Here is a 19106-nt window from a genome sequence, read left to right as displayed (position 1 = left end):
ACTCCTTATTAGTGTTTCTCGACCGCTAGGCTGAGGTACACAACTGTCAGGGCCATAAACACGAAGGCCTGCAGCGTCACAATCAGGATGTGGAAGATTGCCCATGGACCACCCAGCAGCCACTGTGCCCACCATGGCAGCAGCGCGATCAGGATGAAAATCAGTTCGCCGGCATACATGTTGCCGAACAGTCGCAGCGACAGCGAGATCGGCTTGGCGATCAGCTCGATCATCTGGAATACGAAATTGACCGGTGCCAGCACGATCGCGGCAACACCATGTGCGTGGAACGGTGCCGTGAACAGCTCCTTGCCCCAGCCGCCGACGCCCTTGGCCTTGATCGAGAAACCGATGATGCACAGCAGGACGCCGAACGACATGCCGAAGGTATGGTTCACGTCGGCGGTCGGCACGACACGCAGCTTGTACACGCCGAAGAATTCCAGCAAGCGCGGCAGCAGGTCGACCGGCAGGAAGTCCATCGCGTTCATCAGCCAGACCCACACGAAGATCGTGATGGCCAGCGGCGCGATCACGGCGCTTTTCGCGTGGAAGGCGCTGTTGACGGTGTCGTTGACCAGTTCCATGATCCATTCGACGAAGTTCTGCAGCTTGCCCGGCACGCCCGGCGTGGCGCGCTTGGCCGCCATCGAGAACACGCCCAGGAACACGAGGCCCAGGACCGCGGAGATCCAGAACGTGTCCAGGTTGAACGAACCATCTGCGGTTTGCAGGTGGGAAAGGTGGTGCTGGATGTATTCAGTGGCGTTTGCCGGGCCTGCGTGGCCCCCCGCGTGTTCAGTCGTCATAGTGAAGTTGGTATTGAATTTAGAAACTTTGTCCGCATCCTTCAAATCTCGAAGGGCATCAACCGGCATTTAAACTGCGAGCAATGAAAACCAGTAAGCCAGGGTCGTCACCGCGAAACCTAAAATCAGCCAAACCGACGCGGCCGATGGAAACAGCACCAGTACCGCAATGAACAGCACTGCTGTAATAAATAATTTGACCATCTCGGCGCGAAAGTGGCGCCTGAAAATGGCTTTCGGGTCGCTGTTGGCCCGCGTGACGATCAGCGCGTAGACCAGGCTGCCGAGCACCGCGATCGCGCCGCCCATGGCCGCAGGCCAGCCTTTTCCCACCCCGGCGAAGAGCGCGACGAGGGCTGAAAAGAGGACGGCGATTGTTAATTGCAGGGCAACGATGCGGAAGACCGGCCGGGCGATACTTGCTGCAGAATCACTCACTTGCCAACCTTCTTAACGTAGCTTTGAGACCCAAAGACACGGGATTATAGGACTGTTACGTGAGCTGCGTCAAACGTGATGCACCTCTCGGGAGCAAATCAGGCAACATTGTGACTAATCCGTCAAGCCCCCGCACCGCTGTGGTGCAGATAGCGCACGCATGGCAGCCTTAACCGGGCCTTAAAGCCCCTGACCCGTAAGAAACCGTGTCTTTTGCGCAACGCTAGTGCCTTCTGCGCAACCGCCTTTCTCCGTCTCCACGCCATATCTGGGCGGCTCGGCGCCGCACAATGACAATACGTTATTGCCGATGCGGTTTTTTTAGAGGTTTTTTTCGAATTCGTAATTAGGGCAATGGCCGCATTATCACTGGAATTATTTATTAATCGGAAATCTACTGTCGTTTCGTGAATAACTCAACCATTCATGCATTTTCCAATAACCGTCATCCATTATGTGAATGAGGGAATGGGCGTAAATAATGCACGTCATCGGCAGGTGTCCGGGACTGTGCCGTGCCTGGCAGGTGAACCGGCCGTGCGCGACCGTCCACCTGCAGGTCTAGCCGCTACGCCGGACGTTTCTCGCACTGTTCAGGCAACCGCCACCGGCCGGCAGGTCACTCGCGCACCGGCTCGCGCAGCTTGGCCAGCACGCCCTCCAGGATATCCAGGTCGGCGAAGTCGATGATCATCTGGCCCTTGCCCCTGGCGCCGATGCGGAAGGTGACCGGCGTGGCGAGGCTGTCGGACAGCTCTTCCTCCAGGCGCTTGATGTCGCCGGATTTTTCCCGCACCCGGGCTTCCGGCGGCGCGTTCTGCTCTTCCTGCGTGCGGGTGACGAGCTTTTCCGTTTCGCGCACCGACAGGCGTTTCGCGATGACCAGGTTGGCCAGTGTGATCTGCGTGGCGGCGTCGACCGCCAGCAGCGCGCGGGCATGGCCCATGTCGATGTCGCCTGCCATCAGCATCGTCTGCACCGGTGACGCCAGGTTCAGCAGGCGCAGCAGGTTCGACACGGCGGAGCGCGACCGCCCGACGGCGGTGGCTGCCTGCTCATGCGTGAAGGCGAAGTCGGTGATCAGGCGGTGGATGCCTTGTGCTTCTTCGAGCGGATTGAGATCTTCGCGCTGGATGTTCTCGATCAGCGCCATGGCCGCGGCGGACGTGTCGTCCACCTCGCGCACCAGCACGGGCACCGTGTCCAGGCCGGCGATCAGTGCGGCGCGGAAGCGGCGCTCGCCGGCGATGATTTCATATTTCGTCTCGCCCTGCGCGCCTTCGAGCGGCCGCACCAGGATCGGCTGCATGATGCCTTGCGCCTTGATCGACGCGGCCAGCTCGTTCAGGCTGCCCTCGTCCATCCGCGTGCGCGGCTGGTATTTGCCGGGTTGCAGTTGGCCGAGCGGCAGTTCGGAGGGATTGCCCTGCTCGGCGGGAGCGGGAGAGTCGTCCGCGCCGCCCAGCAGCGCATCGAGGCCGCGACCCAGGCCTTTGAGTTTTTTGGTTGCCATAGTTTGCGTTTGCAGGGTGACAGGCACCACGGCCTGGCGATGGCCGGCCATGGTGCCTGGCACCGGTTTTCATTGTGATCACATCGTCTTGATGCGCGCCACCATCTCGGCACCGAAGGCGATATACGCCTGGGCACCCTTGGAAGACGGATCGAACGACACCCCGGGCATGCCATACGACGGCGCTTCGGCCAGCCGCACATTGCGTGGAATAATCGTCTTGAACACCTTGTCGCCGAAATGCTGTTCCAGCTGGGCCGACACCTGCTGCGACAGCGTCATGCGCGGATCGAACATCACACGCAGCAGGCCGATGATCTTCAGGTCCTGGTTCAGGTTGGCGTGTACCTTCTTGATCGTGTTGACCAGGTCGGACAAGCCCTCCAGCGCATAGTACTCGCACTGCATCGGGATGATCACGCCATGTGCGGCGCACAGGCCGTTCAGCGTGAGCATCGACAGCGCGGGCGGGCAATCGATCAGGATGAAGTCGTAATCCTGGTCGACCAGCGCGAGCGCATCCTTCAGCCGCTTCTCGCGGTTGTCCAGTTCGACCATTTCCACTTCGGCGCCGGCCAGCTCGCGGTTGGCAGGCAGCACGTCGAAGCGGCCGGATTCGGAGCGCTGGCGTGCCGAGGCCACGTCGGCGCTGCCCAGCAGTACTTCATAGGTGGAAGCGGCCAGGCCGGCCTTGTTGATGCCCGCCCCCATCGTCGCATTGCCTTGCGGGTCCAGGTCGACCAGCAGCACGCGCTGGTTCAGTTTGGCAAGGCCGGCGGAGAGGTTCACCGTGGTAGTGGTCTTGCCCACCCCGCCCTTCTGGTTTGCTACGCAGAATATCTTTGCCATCGGCTTTTTCTTGTTGTTCCAGTTTTGGTTCGGTTTAGGTTTATATCGTTTATATTATTTATACGATTTATACGATTTATACGATTTATACCATTTATATAATTTATATGATTTATATGATTTATACAGAATAAACAATTTATATAGTTTATACGATATAAACAGTTTATACCGTTTCTCCGCGTTCGACGAAAACCAGGTGCCGTTCGGCGTCCAGTCCGGGCACCCGCAAGGGCTGCAAGGCGCCCACTTTCCAGTCGCCCGGCAGGCGTTCGCGTTCATCCTGCGGTGCGGTCCCCTTCAACGCGATGAACTTGCCATCGTCGGCCAGCAGATGGTGCGACCATTCGACGAAGTCCGACAGGTCGGCAAACGCACGCGACGTGATCACGTCGAACGGCGTTTTGACCGTCAGTTCCTGCACCTTCTTCGTGTACACGGTCACGTTCGCAAGACCCAGTTCGACCTTCACCTGCGTCAGGAACGCGGTTTTCTTGTGCACGGTGTCGATCATCGACACTTTCATGTCGGGCCGCGCGATGGCCAGCACAATACCGGGCAGCCCTCCTCCCGCCCCTACATCAAGCACGTTCTTTGCCCCGGCAAAGGCCGGCACGGCAGCGAGCGAATCCAGCAAGTGCAGCGTCATCATCTGCAGCGGGTCGCGCACCGAGGTCAGGTTGTAGACGTGGTTCCATTTGTTCAGCAGCGCCAGGTAGTCGAGCAACTGCTCCTGCTGCGCGGCCGACAACGCCAGGTCCAGTTCCGCGACGCCGTCGGCCAGTACCTGGCCCAGCACGGTACGATCGAAACCGGCCATCAGGCTGCCTCGTCTTTCAGCGTGACAAAGCCGCCAAAGCCGGCCTTTTTCAGGTGCACCAGCAGCAGCGAAATCGCCGCCGGGGTAACGCCGGAAATGCGCGATGCCTGGCCCAGGGTTTCAGGGCGGTGCTTGTTCAGCTTCTGCCGGACTTCGACCGACAGGGCGGCAATGTCCAGGTAGTTGAAGCCTTCGGGCAGCTTCAGGTTTTCGTAGTGTTCGTGGCGTTCCACTTCCTTCAACTGGCGCTCGATATAGCCGGAATACTTCAGCTGGATCTCCACCTGTTCCTGGACGGCCGCGTCCGTCACGCCCGGACCGCCCAGATTACGGCCGTCCGCGCCCGTCAGCGTCACCAGTTTGTCGTAGTCGACGTTCGGGCGGCGCAGCAGATCGGCCAGCGAATATTCGCGTTCAATGGCCTGGCCGATCACGCGTTCGGACTCTGCCGCTTCGAGGATGCGTGGATTTACCCAGGTCGCCTTCAGGCGTTCGAGTTCCGCGGCGACAGCATCGCGCTTGCGCTCGAAGGCTTCCCACTGCGCATCGCCGACGACGCCCAGCTTGCGGCCGATTTCCGTCAGGCGCATGTCCGCGTTGTCTTCCCGCAGCGACAGCCGGTACTCGGCACGGCTGGTGAACATGCGGTAAGGCTCCTGCACGCCTTGCGTGACGAGGTCGTCCACCAGCACGCCAAGGTAGGCTTCCGACCGTGCCGGCGTCCACGCTTCCCTGCCCTGGGTCTGCAGCGCGGCATTCAAACCGGCCAGCAAGCCTTGTGCCGCCGCTTCTTCGTAACCGGTGGTGCCGTTGATCTGGCCGGCAAAGTACAGGCCGCCGATGGCCTTGGTTTCCAGCGACGCCTTCAAGCCACGCGGGTCGAAGTAGTCGTATTCGATCGCATAGCCGGGGCGCAGGATGTGCGCCTGCTCGAGACCCTTCATCGAACGGACCAGTTCGATCTGCACATCGAACGGCAGGCTCGTGGAAATGCCGTTCGGGTAAAACTCGTGCGTCGTCAGCCCTTCCGGCTCGAGGAAGATCTGGTGCGATTCCTTGCCGGAAAAACGGTGGATCTTGTCTTCGATCGACGGGCAGTAGCGCGGGCCGACACCTTCGATGACACCGGTGTACATCGGGCTGCGGTCCAGGCCGCCACGGATGATGTCATGCGTTTTCTGGTTCGTGTGCGTAACCCAGCATGGCAGCTGCTTCGGATGCATTGCCGTGTTGCCCATGTACGAGAACACGGGCACGGGATCGAGGTCGCCCGGTTGTTCCGTCATCTGGGAAAAGTCGATGCTGCGGCCATCGATGCGCGGCGGCGTGCCCGTCTTCAGGCGGCCTTGCGGCAGCTTCAGTTCCTTCAGGCGCGCGGACAGGGACAGCGCGGGCGGATCGCCGGCGCGGCCGGCCGAATAATTTTGCAGGCCGACGTGGATCTTCCCGTCGAGGAAGGTACCCGCGGTCAGGACCACGGCGCGCGACCGGAACTTCAAGCCGATCTGCGTTACGGCGCCGACCACACGGTCGCCCTCCACCATCAGGTCGTCGACCGCCTGCTGGAACAGCCACAGGTTCGGCTGGTTTTCCAGCCGCGCGCGAATCGCTGCCTTGTACAGGATGCGGTCGGCCTGGGCACGCGTTGCGCGCACGGCCGGGCCCTTCGATGAATTCAGGATGCGGAACTGGATGCCGGCTTCGTCCGTGGCGATCGCCATTGCGCCGCCCAGCGCGTCCACCTCTTTGACGAGGTGGCCTTTGCCGATGCCGCCGATCGAGGGATTGCACGACATCTGGCCAAGGGTTTCGATGTTATGGGTCAACAGCAGGGTCTTCTGACCCATCCGGGCCGACGCCAGTGCAGCTTCGGTGCCGGCATGGCCGCCGCCAACGACGATGACGTCGAATTCAGTAGGAAATAGCATGGTGGAAAGAGAAGCAGAGGGATGAACCTCAGATTATAGAGTTTTTTGCGCGCTGCGACTTTTTTAGGCAGAAATATTCCCGCGTTGTTTCACGTGGAACGTTCTATTACCGGGCTGGCCTGATCACGATCGGGTGTTTCACGTGGAACAAAAAACCCGGCAATGCCGGGCTTGGTGCTCCTCCTGGATGGGATGTTCCACGTGGAACAATCACCACCGTTGCCATGCATCCCATGACGTCTTGACGATCAGGATCGTCACCACGACCAGGAAGACCCGTCGAACGAAACCACTGCCGTGCCGCATGGCCAGCTTGGTTCCGATCAGCGACCCCGCCACCTGGCAGACCGCCATCATCAAACCCAGCTGCCACAGCAGATGCCCACTGTAGCCGAACCACATTAGCGCAGACAGATTGCACGCCACGTTGACCACCTTGGCGACGGCGGAAGCGCCGAGGAAATCAAATCCGAACAGGCGCACAAACAGGAACACCAGGAAGCTGCCCGTCCCTGGCCCAAAGAAGCCATCGTAGAACCCGATGCACGCGCCGATCACGACCGCCAGCACCCTCTCCTTCAAGCCGCTATGCAGCGGTGCATGGATGCTGCCCAGATCCTTGCGCCGGAACGTGTAGATGGCCACTGCGATCAGCACGAAGGGCAACAGGGTGCGCATGAAATCGGCAGGGATCTTCGTCACCGTGTAGGCGCCGAAGAACGCGAACAGGAATGCGGCAAAGGCGGCCGGAGCCGCCGTCGTCCAGGCAATCGAGACACGCCGCGCGTAATTGACCGCGGCGGCGGCCGTACCAAAAATCCCGGCCAGTTTGCTGGTACCCAGCAGCGTCGCGGGTGCGGTAGTGCTGAAGGTGGAAAAAAGCACGGGAATCTGGATCAACCCGCCACCGCCGACGACCGCATCGACCAGGCCGGCCGCAAAGGCAGCCACGCCCAAAACCGCAATATCCAGCATCCCGCCCCCACCTGTCGTCACATCATTGAACCCGACATTGTACGGAAGAACATTACGCTCTGCCGGGTGGGTTGGTCCAGCACCTCACGGCTGATGTATGCTGGACTCACCCACATACAGGGAGACACCATGAATGATTTTTCCTTCAGCACCGTGCCCCACATCGTATCGGCCATCGGCGCCAGCAGCCGCCTGGGCGAACTTGTTCGAGACCGCTTTCCCGACACCCATCGCGCCCTGGTCGTGACCGATGCGGGATTCCTCGCTACCGGCCTGGCTGCGGCGCCGATCGCCAGCCTGGCGAATGCCGGTTTTCACGTGAAAACCTGCAGCGATGTGATCGCCGATCCGCCGGAAAACGTGGTGCTTGCCGCCGTCGATACCGCGCGCCAGCACGCCACGGACATCGTGATCGGTCTCGGCGGTGGCAGTTCAATGGATGTCGCCAAACTGATCGCGGTGCTGGCCGGCAGCGGCCAGCCGCTGGCCGAAGCGTACGGGATCGGCAACGTGCGCGGCAACCGGCTGCCGCTGGTGCAAATCCCGACGACCGCCGGCACGGGTTCGGAAGTCACCAATATCGCGATCGTGACTACCGGGTCCACCACGAAGATGGGTGTCGTGGCGCCCCAGCTGTATGCCGACATGGCTATCCTGGATGCGGAACTGACGCTCGGCTTGCCGCCGCACGTGACCGCCGCCACCGGCATCGATGCGATGGTGCATGCGATCGAAGCGTACACGAGCCGGCATAAAAAGAATCCCCTGTCGGATATCCTGGCGCGCGAAGCGCTGCAACTGTTGTGGGCAAATCTTCACGTTGCCTGCGAAGCCAGGGCGGATCGCGCCGTCCAACTGGCGGCACGGCAAGCGATGCTGCTGGGCGCCCTGCTGGCCGGCCAGGCATTTTCCAATGCGCCCGTCGCTGCCGTGCACGCCCTCGCCTATCCCATCGGCGGCATATTTCATGTCCCGCACGGCTTGTCCAATGCGCTGGTCCTGCCGCATGTTCTGCGCTTCAACGCGCCGGCGGCAGCCGAGCGTTATGCGGAACTGGCCGCCATCGTCGTGCCCGGTGCGCACGGTACGGCCGAGGCGAAGGCGGAAGCGTTCACTGTCGCGATGGCGGAACTGGCAGGTCGAACCGGTATCGCCGGCACGCTGCGGGAAGTCGGGATTCGCGAAGAAGACCTGGACCGCCTTGCCGACGACGCGATGTTGCAGACACGGTTGTTGGGCAACAATCCGCGCGAAGTCACGCGGGACGATGCCCGAGCCATTTATGGGGCGGCGCTGTAGCCGGTTCCGGAAATAAAAAGGCGGACCATCTGGTCCGCCTTTTTATGGTCGGGATCACTGTCCAGACTCAACCAACAGCACTCCGCTTCAGTCCGGCACGTTCACCGTGGTGCTACTGACCGTGATCGCACTGGCACCCGGCGCAGCGGCGAAGGGCGGCAGGTTCGCAGCCGTGATCGGCACCGCATTGCTGGCCCGCGTGACCGTATGCACGACCTGCGATGGCGGCAGCGCCGTCGCACTGTTTTTCAGGTTCGCATAAACAGCGTCCAGTGCGCGGAACAGATAAGGATGCAGGGGTACGACCAGGGTCGGCAACGCATTCGAGAAACTGTCGAAGTGATTGGCGTTGGTGACTTCCACATAACGCAGCTTGCTGGACGAACCCTCGACGGCGGCATTCAACCCCACATACGCGCGCGACGCATGGTTGACCGGGATCAGTGCATCGGACCGCCCGGACACGATCAGTGCCGGCTTGCCGCGCAGGTTGCCGGTCGCCTGTACCTCGGCCATGCCGGCACGCACGCGCGCGCTCTGCGCCGCCTGGTCGCCGGTCAGTGCGGCACCGGTCTCCGGATCGATGCCGGTAGCCAGCGAGCGCAGGCACAGGAAACCATCGAGCGCCTGGTCTTCGACACCGGTGGATGGCGACACGCCCAGGCTGTACAGCTTGGCGCCGCCCACCGACTGTTCATAGATCGGCGTGCCGACGATGCCGTTCTGCGTGGCGAAGCTCGATGCCAGCGTTGCCGCCGTGAGCGGGATGGGCGAGCCGGTCGCATCGGCCGTGCCCCAGCTGAAACCGCAGACGTTGTCCGTCACGGAGAACTTGCCGTACGCATTCACGTACGTCACCGCCACGAGGATGTTCGTCAGCGCGTGAGAAGCCTGCAGCGGTTCGGCGTCCGCCGTCCAGCCGTACGCGCGCAACCTGGCCCGCGCATCCGCCTGGCGCGATGCCAGGTCGTTTCCGGTCAACAGTCCCTTCGCTACCAGCGATGCGCAGCGCCCTGCCCCACCGGCGACGAGACACGGCTGGTACAGCGCGGCGTAGCTCGAGTAATCGAGCAGCGGCAGCCCTTGCGATGCCACATTGACCCCGCCTTGCCGGACCGTATAGCCGCTTGTCCGGTTCGGCTGGATCTGCGGTTCGGTGGCCGCCACGGCGTCGATCAGGCCGGTCGTATCCTGTTCGGCGGCCAGCAAGGCGGAGCCGGCACCGTTGGAAATCGACGATGCGATCGTCAACGTATTGGCGGGCGTGAAGCGCACGATGCGATTCGTGTTGTCGCGGGCGACGACACCGTACTTCTCGTTGAGCACGTAAAACGCGAATTCAACGGCTTGCAGCGTGACCTTGCCCCAATCCTTCTCCGGGTTCAGTTGCGAGTGCGCATGCTTGAATGCGACACGGCCCGGGTATTGCTGGGCGAAGGCGGTGCGCTGCGCATCCGTCAATTCGGGCGCGAACAGCGCGTCCTTGCCGGCGGAGGTACGCGATGTCCGCACGCCGTTCAAGCCGTTGACGCTGTCGTCCTCGAACGCGTACAGGCCCGTGCCGCTGCCCTTGTCCGCGTAGGCGACCGCGCAATTGTTCTTCAGGCCCCATTCGCCCGCACTGCCGATCGCGCCATAAACGCCGCGCGAACCGCTCGAGGTACCGGTGACGATGCACGGGTTGACGGGATCGAAGCCGTTCGGTACCTGCACCATCAGCGTCACGTTTTGCCGGCCCGTGCCGTCGTCCGTGTACGCCAGGTATTCCGTACCCGCGACCATGCCGCTGCCATTGGTGGCAACGCCCGCCGCGTTCACGTTCGGGCCGTACAGGGTGCCGTAGCCGCTGTTCGCGGCAATGTCGAGCACGGCACGGTAGTTGGCGAAGATCGCATTGCGGCGCAGCTCCCGCGCCGTGGGGTTGGCCGGATCGTTGTAGGCCGGCGGCGCGGCGGCGGCCAGCCCGCTGGTCCCCAGGCCTGCCGTCAGCAAGTCGTCCGACGTGCCGTCGTAGCTGGCGGTCGAGATCGTGCCGAGCCAGCTGGGTTTCTGGTTCAGCACTTCCGGTTCGTCGTCGTCATCGTCGCTTCCACAGGCGCCGAGCAGCAGTGCCACGGCAATGGCAATCGCGGTTTTCGATGTCGTCATCTGCATGGTGGGTTACCTCTTTCTGGAATCGTTGGAAACAGCTTGCTGGGTAAAATCCCCGTTAGAAAGAACAACGCCGGAAAACTCCGGCGTCGTCATCTGCACCTCACGCTGGATTTCTTCGGCCCAGCGCCGCCACGATTTCACCGATGATGCCGCGCCGGAACAGCAGCACGCAGGCCACGAAGATCAGGCCGGTGACCATGCTGACCGCTTCGCCCAGCGTGTTGAACCACTCGATCCCGGTACCGCTGGCGATCATCGTGCCGAAGTCGCCCAGCTTGTTTTCCAGCGCGATGATGATCACGGCACCGAGCAAGGGGCCGGCCAGCGTGCCCATGCCACCTACCAGCGTCATCAGGATGACCAGACCGGACATCGTCCAGTGCACATCCGTCAGCGTCTCGAATCCCAGCACCACGGTCTTCAATGCACCGGCCAGTCCGGCCAGCGCGGCGGACAGTACGAACGCCATCAGCTTGTACTTGTCCACGTCGTAACCCAGCGAGATCGCACGCGGTTCGTTCTCCTTGATCGCCTTCAGTACCTGGCCGAATGGCGAGTGCACGGTGCGCACGATCAGTGCGAACGCCACCACGCAGAACGCCAGGACGACGAAGTACAGGGTCAGGTCGTTCGACAGGTCGACGGTGCCCAGCAGCCGGCCCCGCGGCACGCCCTGCAGGCCGTCTTCGCCACCGGTAAAGCCGGTGTAGCGCAACGCGAAGAAGTACACCATCTGCGCCAATGCCAGCGTGATCATTGAGAAATAAATACCGGCACGGCGTATCGCCAGGCCACCGATCACCAGGCCGACCAGCGCCGCGCCCACTACGCCGGCCAGAAGGCCGAGCTCGAAAGGCATGCCCCAGTTCTTCAATGCATTGCCGGCGACATAGCCGGCCGTGCCGAAGAATGCCGCGTGGCCGAACGACAGCAGACCGGTAAAACCGATCAGCAGGTTGAAGGCGCTGGCAAACAGCGCGAAGCACAACAATTTCATCAGGAACACGGGGTAGCCGATGAATGGCGCCGCCAGTGCCGCCACCAGCAGGAGTCCGTAGCCGATTTGCTTGTTCATGGGTAGCCTTTCACTTTTCTTTGCCGAACAGGCCGGCGGGACGCAGCAGCAGCACGATGACCATCACGAGGAACACCACCGTCGACGAGAATTCCGGATAGAACACCCGCGTCAGGCCCTCGATGACGCCCAGTCCCAGCCCGGTGACGATCGAGCCGAGGATCGAACCCATGCCGCCGATCACGACCACGGCGAACACGACGATGATCAGGTTCGAGCCCATCAGCGGCGAGACCTGGATGATCGGTGCCGCCAGAACGCCGGCGAAGCCGGCCAGCGCCACGCCGAAGCCATACGTCAGCGTGACCATCAGCGGCACGTTGATGCCGAACGCCTCGACCAGCTTGGGGTTCTCGGTGCCGGCACGCAGGTAGGCGCCGAGCCGGGTTTTCTCGATGACGAACCAGGTGGCGAAGCAGACGACCAGCGAGGCCACGACGACCCAGCCGCGGTAGTTCGGCAAGATCATGAAGCCCAGGTCGGTCGCACCCTGCAGCTGTTCCGGGGTGTCGAACGGCTGGCCGGACACGCCGTAGAACGAACGGAAGATCCCTTCCACGACCAGCGTGATGCCGAACGTCAGCAGCAATCCGTACAGGTGGTCCAGCTTGTACAGCCAGCGCAGCAGCGTCTTCTCGATGACGACGCCCAGGATACCGACGATGATCGGCGCGGCAAGCAGCATCATCCAGTAGCTCATGCCGAGATAGGTCATGCCCATCCAGGCCAGGAAGGCGCCCATCATGTACATCGCGCCGTGCGAGAAGTTAATGACGTTCAACAAGCCGAAAATGATGGCCAGGCCAAGCGACAGCATCGCGTAGAACGAACCGTTGACGAGTCCCAGCAGCAGCTGGCTCATCATGGCTGGCAGGGGAACGCCGAAGATTTCCATGGCCTTCTTCTCCTCGAAGAGTGGTGACAGATAATGTGAATGCTAAACGGCGGCTGAAAACCGCTGGTGCAAGGCAGGTACAACGACAAGTGCCAGGACAGGTGCTAAGACAGGTACTACGGCAGGCGCGAACGGCGTTGTAAACGGCGGGAGCGCTTGGCAGTTGCAGGCGGCGGCAGCGAACGGCAACGTGAACGCCGCGGTACGCAGCAACCGGGAAACGCTGATCCCGGCGCGTTGCGGCGGTGGCGAACACGGTACACGGCAGAGACAGCAGCGCAGGTTGCTGGCCAGTCGTTGCTGGCCAGTTCGTTGCTGGCCGGTTCAACAACGACTGCACCTGCTTGCCGCGCCCGGGTTCGCTCAGGTCGCGCAGCGGCGTCCGCGTCCCCTGCCCCGGCTTATTTCCACAACGCGCACTTGGTCTCGGCTTTCTTCATGTACGCCTGCTCGCCGGGAATCGTGGCGACGACCTTGTAGTAATCCCACGGATACTTCGACTCGGCCGGTTTCTTCACTTCCATCAGGTACATGTCGTGGACCATGCGGCCGTCCGGGCGGATCACGCCGTTCTTCGTGAACATGTCGTTGATCGGGGTTTTCTTCAGGTGTGCCATCACCTTGTCCGAATCGTCGGTACCGACCGCCTTCACGGCTTTCAGGTAGTTGGAAGCGGCGGAATAATCGGCCGCCTGCAGCATCGACGGCTCCTTCTTCATCTTCGCGAAGTAGCGCTTCGACCACGCACGCGTATCGGCGTTCAGGTCCCAGTACCAGCCGTCCGTGAGATACATGCCCTGCGTGGTGTTCAGGCCCAGCGAATGGATGTCGTTGATGAAGATCAGCAGGCCGGCCAGCTTCATTTTTTTCGAGATGCCGAACTCGTTGGCGGCCTTGATCGAGTTGATCGCATCGCCGCCGGCATTGGCCAGGCCCAGGATCTGTGCCTTCGAGGCCTGCGCCTGCAGCAGGAACGATGAAAAATCGGAGGCCGACAGCGGGTGTTTCACCGAGCCCAGTACGCGTCCGCCGCCGGTCTTCACGACAGCGGCGGTGTCCGCTTCCAGCGACTGGCCGAACGCATAGTCGGCCGTCATGAAGTACCAGTCCTTGCCGCCCTGCTTGACGATCGCACCGCCGGTGCCGCGCGCCAGCGCGACCGTGTCGTACGCATAGTGGACGGTGTACGGCGTGCATTCCTCGTTGGTCAGGCGCGAGGAACCGGCGCCGATCGAGATGAAGATCTTTTTCTTTTCGGCCGCCACCTTGGCCATCGCCAGGTTGGCGCCGGAGTTGGTGCCACCGATCAGCAAGTCCACGCCCTGCTGGTCGAACCACTCGCGCGCCTTGGACGCGGCGATGTCGGCCTTGTTCTGGTGGTCGGCGGAGATGAATTCGACTTTCTTGCCGGCGATGACGGTACCGGCATCGGCGATCGCCATCTTGATCGCTTCAGCGCCGCCGGCGCCGTCGATATCGGTGTACAGCCCGGACATGTCGGTAATGAAACCGATCTTGATCGTCTCGCCCGATACCTGGGCGGATGCGGCACCGGACACACCGATGGCGCAGATGGCAGTGGCTGCCATCGCGATGGCACTACGCTTGATAGTCGATTTCATTGTCGTCTCCATACACTGGGTTTTATACGGCCGCCGCGAGCGCGGCGGCGCACTTGCCTGCCTGTTTCTAGCTGTCACACGCCCAGCAGCTCGGTGAGCACCGGCATCTTGGCGTTCAGTTCGGATGCAGCGAAGGTTTCGACGATCTGGCCATGTTCCATCACGTAGAACCGGTCCGCCAGCGGCGCCGCGAAACGGAAATTCTGTTCCACCATGACGATCGTGTAGCCCTTCGCTTTCAGCATGCGGATCATGCGGGCCAGGCCCTGGACGATGACGGGCGCCAGCCCTTCGGAAATTTCATCGAGCAGCAGCAGGCGCGCGCCGGTGCGCAGGATGCGGGCCACGGCGAGCATCTGCTGCTCGCCGCCCGACAGGCGCGTGCCCTGGCTGTTGCGGCGTTCCTTCAGGTTCGGGAACATGTCGTAGATCTCGTCGATCGACATGCCTTTTTCGCCGGTTTTCAGCGTTGGCGGCAGCAGCAGGTTTTCCTCCGTCGACAACGACGAGAAAATACCGCGCTCTTCCGGACAGTAGCCAACGCCCAGATGGGCGATCCGGTGGGTCGGCAGGCTGACCGCTTCCGTGCCGTTGATGCGGATCGATCCCTTGCGGGCGCCCGTCAGGCCCATGATGGCGCGCAGCGTGGTCGTGCGGCCGGCGCCGTTGCGGCCCAGCAGCGTCACGACTTCGCCCTGCTGCACCGTGATGTTCACGTTGTGCAGGATGTGCGATTCGCCGTACCAGGCTTGCAGGTCGGCGATTTCCAGTGCCGCGCGGGCCGGCTGGCTGGCCGGCATGTGGACGTTCGAAGTGGCCGGTGCGTTCATCAGTGCGCTCCCACCAGTTCGGTTGCTTCCGTGCCCATGTAAGCCTCCATCACCTGGGGATTTTTCGACACCTCGGCGTAGCTGCCTTCGGCCAGCATCGCACCGCGCTGCAATACCGAGATCCGGTCGCAGATGCCGGAGACCACGCTCATATTGTGTTCCACCATCAGGATGGTGCGGCCGTTCGACACTTTCTTGATCAGCTCAGTCACCCGGTGCACGTCTTCATGGCCCATGCCCTGCGTGGGTTCGTCCAGCAGCATCAGTTCCGGTTCCATCGCCAGCGTGGTGGCGATTTCCAGCGCACGCTTGCGGCCATACGGCATGTCGGCCGTGATCGTGTCCGCGAACTGCGTGAGATCGACCTCGCCCAGCAGCGCCATGGCACGCTCGTTCAGCTGATCCAGCGTGCGTTCGCTGCGCCAGAAATGGAACGTGGTGCCGAGCTGGCGCTGCAACCCGATGCGCACGTTCTGCAGCACGGTGAGATGGGGAAAGACCGCCGAGATCTGGAACGAGCGGATGACGCCCATGCGGGCAATCTCGGCCGGCTTGGCCGACGTGATGTCCTTGCCGTTGAATAAAATCTGGCCAGAGGTGGGCACCAGGAATTTCGTCAGCAGGTTGAAGCAGGTGGTCTTGCCGGCGCCGTTGGGGCCGATCAAGGCATGAATATGGCCACGTTGAACCCGCAGATTCACGTCGCTGACAGCAGTGAAACCCTTGAACTCCTTGGTCAAATTCCTTGTTTCCAAGATGAAGTTTGACATCGCGTCTCCCTGAGGATTCTTTACATACTGCTAAAATTTTTGTCGATCATACCCAGAACAAATTTGCCTAACAATACCGTATAACTACCATAAACTTTTGTCGAATGCCTACTGAACCGAAGTAGATTTGTGCTTTGCGCAACAAAGCTAACGTCGGTCAATTGCATGGTGCATTCTTCAACGTGATGGCAACCGGTGCTATCAATATCTAATTTTTGATATCGAATTACATAAATTTGTGCAACGCGTCATTTTATCGGCGGCACAAAAATTATAAAAATGATAAATACGCTACGGCCGCGCCATTTCGGCGATCAAGGCGTTCACCAGCCTGGCCGCCCCCGTGCGGCGCACGCGCCCCACGCCCGTCCCGCACCATAAAGACATGTATTCCGTATCGCCCCGCTTGGCGGCCTCGAACCGTATCGGACCGGTCAGCGCGTTTTGCACCGGATAAGGCGGCAGCTGGTCTTCGACCTCCGCCATTTGCTGCATGAAACGGTTGACCAGGCCGCGCGCGTAGCGCCCGGAAAATGCCCGGGTCAGGCGCGTGGGAGAACTGCCGGCGCACAGCAGCCGCTGCTTGTAGGCGGGATGGATGCCCGATTCGTCCGTGACGAGAAATGCCGTTCCCATCTGCACCGCGGCCGCACCCAGGTTTAGCCGCTCACGGATATCCGCCCCGGTCATGACATTGCCCGCTGAAATGACGGGAATCGTTACCTCGGCGACCACCGCCCGGAGCAGTGCCATCGCATCGAGCGTGGCATCGCGCTGGTCGCCGATGAAGGTGCCCCGGTGACCGCCAGCCTCGGTTCCCGAAGCAATGACCGCATCCGCGCCCACGTTCTGCCAGGCCAGCGCTTCGTCCACCCGGGTCGCGGTACCGATCACGACGATCCCGGCATCGTGCAACTGCCGCACCTGTTCTGCGGAAAGGATATCGAACGTAAAACTCGCAACGGCAGGTTTCAGCTCGAGTAACAGCGCGAACTGGGCGGAAAAGTCTTCACACCATTTGAACGGCAGCGCCAGCTCGGACCAGCCCAGTGAGGACCAGACAGGTTTCAGCAATTCCACGGCCCGTCCGACCTCTTCCGCACTGGGCTTTGGCGGGTTCTGGACAAAAAAGTTAAGCATGAAAGGCTTGTCCGTCAGCTGCCGGAGCTCCGCTACCTGGCGGCGAATCGCGTCCGGCGACAGCAGTGAACCGGCGAGCGAACCGAGCGCGCCGGCATTCGACACGGCAGCCACCAGCGCTGAAGTATTGCATCCGCCGGCCATCGGGCCCTGGATGATGGGATGGGGGAACAGGGATTGCAACGTCATCTTGCCTCCTCAATCGCCTGTGGATAAGCGTATGGATATCCACAGGCATCGTTTGTGCGTAAACCGCGCGTCTGTGCGAACGCCCATTTTTGTCCAAAAACCGTTCCTCGACCATACACGGTTTACGCGTGTGGTTGTGCAGCTTGTAAACCATTGATTTTTCAGTGAGCAACACAGTTATCCACAGAAACCGCGATCTGTTAACAACTACCACTAGCTTGTATACAGACTTATTCTTTATAAACCCGACGACGCTTCGCGCCGCCGAACACACTGCAAAACGCGTGAATTAATCCAAAGCAACAAGCGCCGGCATGCATCGACGTGCCAAACCGGCAAGCCAGAAAAAACGTTCGGCACGATGGATCGATGGTTTCGGCAAACAGTTCAGTTCTGCTCAACCGCTTTGAAGGAGGAACGGCCAGCAGCAGTTTTGAAGTTTTTGCCGGTCTGGCAGACGTCTGATGGCAGAAAAATCACCGAAATGCGAGGTGTCTGTGGATAAGGTGCTGCATATCCACAGGATCGGATGTGCGTAAACCGCTTGGGAGGGGGAAGGAGGATTTTTTGTTCAGAACTCATCCGGCTCCGATACAATCCTTGTCCTAGCGGTTACAGGAAGCGTAAACCGCTGATTTTGTGGATGTTAACAGCCTTATCCACAGAAACTGCCTGGTTTACTATCTACTACCAGCTTAAATATTTATTCTTATTCTTGTAAACCAACGGCGCAAAAGCAGGAAGAACTGCGGCGCAGGCGCAGGAACGCAAGAACCCGCAAGCAGAAAACCGGGCAAGAACAAGCACTGTCCAGTATCCTGGAATCCATGCAGACATTGAAAACCAACAGTCAAATTACCGGCAAGCCCACTCGCCTGGGCATCATTTCCGCCCTGGCGGAAGAGCAGGAAGGCCTGATCCAGGCCATGCAGCACGCCGAACGCCATGTGCACGGCATGCGCGAATACACGGTTGGCAACTTGTGGAAGGTCGACACAGTGGCTGTGCTGTCGCGTATCGGCAAGGTGGCTGCCGCCATGACGGCGACCACGCTTGTGGAAAGGTTCGGAGTTACCCACATCCTGTTCACCGGGGTGGCCGGCAGCGCCGATGCCAATGTCCGGGTCGGCGACGTCGTGATTGCCGAATCGCTGGTCCAGCACGACATGGATGCCTCGCCCCTGTTTCCCCGTTTCGATGTGCCGCTGACCGGGCTGTCGCACCTGCCGAGCGACCTGGGACTGAGCTCCCGGCTCGCCGGTGCGGCCAGTACCTTCCTGGACAGCGAGAATGGCGCCACCCTGCATCGCGGCCTGATCGGTAGTGGCGACCAGTTCATCAACGACGGCATGCGCCTGGCGGCCCTTAAAAGTGCCTTGCCGGGGCTGTTGGCGGTGGAGATGGAAGGCGCCGCCGTGGCGCAGGTGTGTTTCGAGCTGGGCATACCGTTCGCCGTGATCCGCACGATCTCGGACAATGCCAACGAAGATGCCGCCACCGACTTCATGGCATTCGTCAAAACCGTCGCGTCGCGTTATGCGTTCGGCATCATTGAAAAATTTTGCCGGAACCATGCCGCCTGACCGGCAAGCGGCCAGATCCAGGCAAGCCTCCAGAAGAGGCTGTAATCGATTCAAGGCTGCCACCCTGGCACGGGAACGAACCGCGCCTGGCAACGCCACCACGGCCCCTTAAAACGCTTCCTGGAGGTATTCCAGCTGCCTGCAGACGGGTACAGGCGAAAAAAAATGGCGCATCGAGCGCCATTTTTGTTTGAGGAGGCGAAAAGATCGCCGTTTT

General features: G+C 61.1%; 16 protein-coding genes. 2 read left to right on the top strand and 14 right to left on the bottom strand.

Features of this window, described 5'->3' with window-relative positions; translation table 11 throughout:
• Positions 1–8: 8 nt before the first annotated feature.
• The 7 genes from atpB to FHS02_RS16035 form a co-directional block, all read right to left on the bottom strand.
• The gene (gene atpB, locus FHS02_RS16065) at positions 9–809 is read right to left on the bottom strand and encodes a F0F1 ATP synthase subunit A (protein ID WP_137315468.1); all 801 of its coding nucleotides are present in this window, start codon (positions 807–809) and stop codon (positions 9–11) included.
• A 69-nt stretch (positions 810–878) separates the two neighbouring features.
• The gene (locus FHS02_RS16060) at positions 879–1247 is read right to left on the bottom strand and encodes an ATP synthase subunit I (RefSeq protein ID WP_137315467.1); all 369 of its coding nucleotides are present in this window, start codon (positions 1245–1247) and stop codon (positions 879–881) included.
• Between the two features lie 619 nt (positions 1248–1866).
• On the bottom strand, positions 1867–2760 hold the full coding sequence (locus FHS02_RS16055; RefSeq protein WP_137315466.1) for a ParB/RepB/Spo0J family partition protein: 894 nt from the start codon (positions 2758–2760) through the stop codon (positions 1867–1869).
• Positions 2761–2838: 78 nt separating this feature from the next.
• Positions 2839–3609: a ParA family protein gene (locus FHS02_RS16050; protein ID WP_137315465.1), complete on the bottom strand. Its 771-nt coding sequence runs from the start codon at positions 3607–3609 to the stop codon at positions 2839–2841.
• A gap of 166 nt (positions 3610–3775) precedes the next feature.
• Positions 3776–4429, bottom strand: coding sequence for a 16S rRNA (guanine(527)-N(7))-methyltransferase RsmG (gene rsmG, locus FHS02_RS16045; RefSeq protein ID WP_137315464.1), 654 nt, complete (start codon positions 4427–4429; stop codon positions 3776–3778).
• Positions 4429–6357 (bottom strand): tRNA uridine-5-carboxymethylaminomethyl(34) synthesis enzyme MnmG, encoded by a 1929-nt coding sequence (gene mnmG / locus FHS02_RS16040; RefSeq protein WP_137315463.1) that lies wholly within the window; start codon positions 6355–6357, stop codon positions 4429–4431. The genes rsmG and mnmG overlap by 1 nt, the downstream gene beginning before the upstream one ends.
• A 210-nt stretch (positions 6358–6567) precedes the next feature.
• A complete protein-coding gene (locus FHS02_RS16035; protein ID WP_137315462.1) occupies positions 6568–7332 on the bottom strand; it encodes a TSUP family transporter in 765 nt (254 codons plus the stop codon).
• Positions 7333–7461: 129 nt separating this feature from the next.
• On the opposite strand from FHS02_RS16035, the gene FHS02_RS16030 reads away from it, so the two are divergent.
• Positions 7462–8631 (top strand): iron-containing alcohol dehydrogenase, encoded by a 1170-nt coding sequence (locus FHS02_RS16030; protein ID WP_137315461.1) that lies wholly within the window; start codon positions 7462–7464, stop codon positions 8629–8631.
• A gap of 87 nt (positions 8632–8718) precedes the next feature.
• On the opposite strand, the gene FHS02_RS16025 is transcribed toward FHS02_RS16030, so the two are convergent.
• From FHS02_RS16025 to FHS02_RS15995, 7 genes are all read right to left on the bottom strand, one after another.
• A complete protein-coding gene (locus FHS02_RS16025) occupies positions 8719–10785 on the bottom strand; it encodes a 3-hydroxybutyrate oligomer hydrolase family protein (protein WP_175424879.1) in 2067 nt (688 codons plus the stop codon).
• A gap of 100 nt (positions 10786–10885) precedes the next feature.
• Positions 10886–11860: a branched-chain amino acid ABC transporter permease gene (locus FHS02_RS16020; RefSeq protein ID WP_137315460.1), complete on the bottom strand. Its 975-nt coding sequence runs from the start codon at positions 11858–11860 to the stop codon at positions 10886–10888.
• Positions 11861–11870: 10 nt separating this feature from the next.
• Positions 11871–12755 carry a branched-chain amino acid ABC transporter permease gene (locus tag FHS02_RS16015; RefSeq protein WP_137315459.1) on the bottom strand — a complete coding sequence of 295 codons (885 nt, stop codon included), beginning with the start codon at positions 12753–12755 and terminating at the stop codon, positions 11871–11873.
• Positions 12756–13156: 401 nt separating this feature from the next.
• Positions 13157–14365, bottom strand: coding sequence for an ABC transporter substrate-binding protein (locus FHS02_RS16010; RefSeq protein ID WP_137317590.1), 1209 nt, complete (start codon positions 14363–14365; stop codon positions 13157–13159).
• Positions 14366–14451: 86 nt separating this feature from the next.
• Positions 14452–15207, bottom strand: coding sequence for an ABC transporter ATP-binding protein (locus FHS02_RS16005; RefSeq protein WP_229422289.1), 756 nt, complete (start codon positions 15205–15207; stop codon positions 14452–14454).
• A complete protein-coding gene (locus FHS02_RS16000; RefSeq protein ID WP_137315458.1) occupies positions 15207–15977 on the bottom strand; it encodes an ABC transporter ATP-binding protein in 771 nt (256 codons plus the stop codon). The genes FHS02_RS16005 and FHS02_RS16000 overlap by 1 nt, the downstream gene beginning before the upstream one ends.
• Before the next feature lie 291 nt (positions 15978–16268).
• Complete coding sequence (locus FHS02_RS15995; protein WP_137315457.1) at positions 16269–17306, bottom strand: NAD(P)H-dependent flavin oxidoreductase; 1038 nt, start codon at positions 17304–17306, stop codon at positions 16269–16271.
• An 827-nt stretch (positions 17307–18133) separates the two neighbouring features.
• Here FHS02_RS15995 and FHS02_RS15990 point away from each other — a divergent pair.
• Complete coding sequence (locus FHS02_RS15990; protein ID WP_137315456.1) at positions 18134–18889, top strand: 5'-methylthioadenosine/adenosylhomocysteine nucleosidase; 756 nt, start codon at positions 18134–18136, stop codon at positions 18887–18889.
• The last annotated feature ends 217 nt before the right edge of the window (positions 18890–19106 follow it).

Source organism: Pseudoduganella umbonata (assembly GCF_014192225.1).
Lineage (GTDB): Bacteria > Pseudomonadota > Gammaproteobacteria > Burkholderiales > Burkholderiaceae_D > Rugamonas > Rugamonas umbonata.
This window is presented reverse-complemented; position numbering and strand designations above follow the sequence as displayed.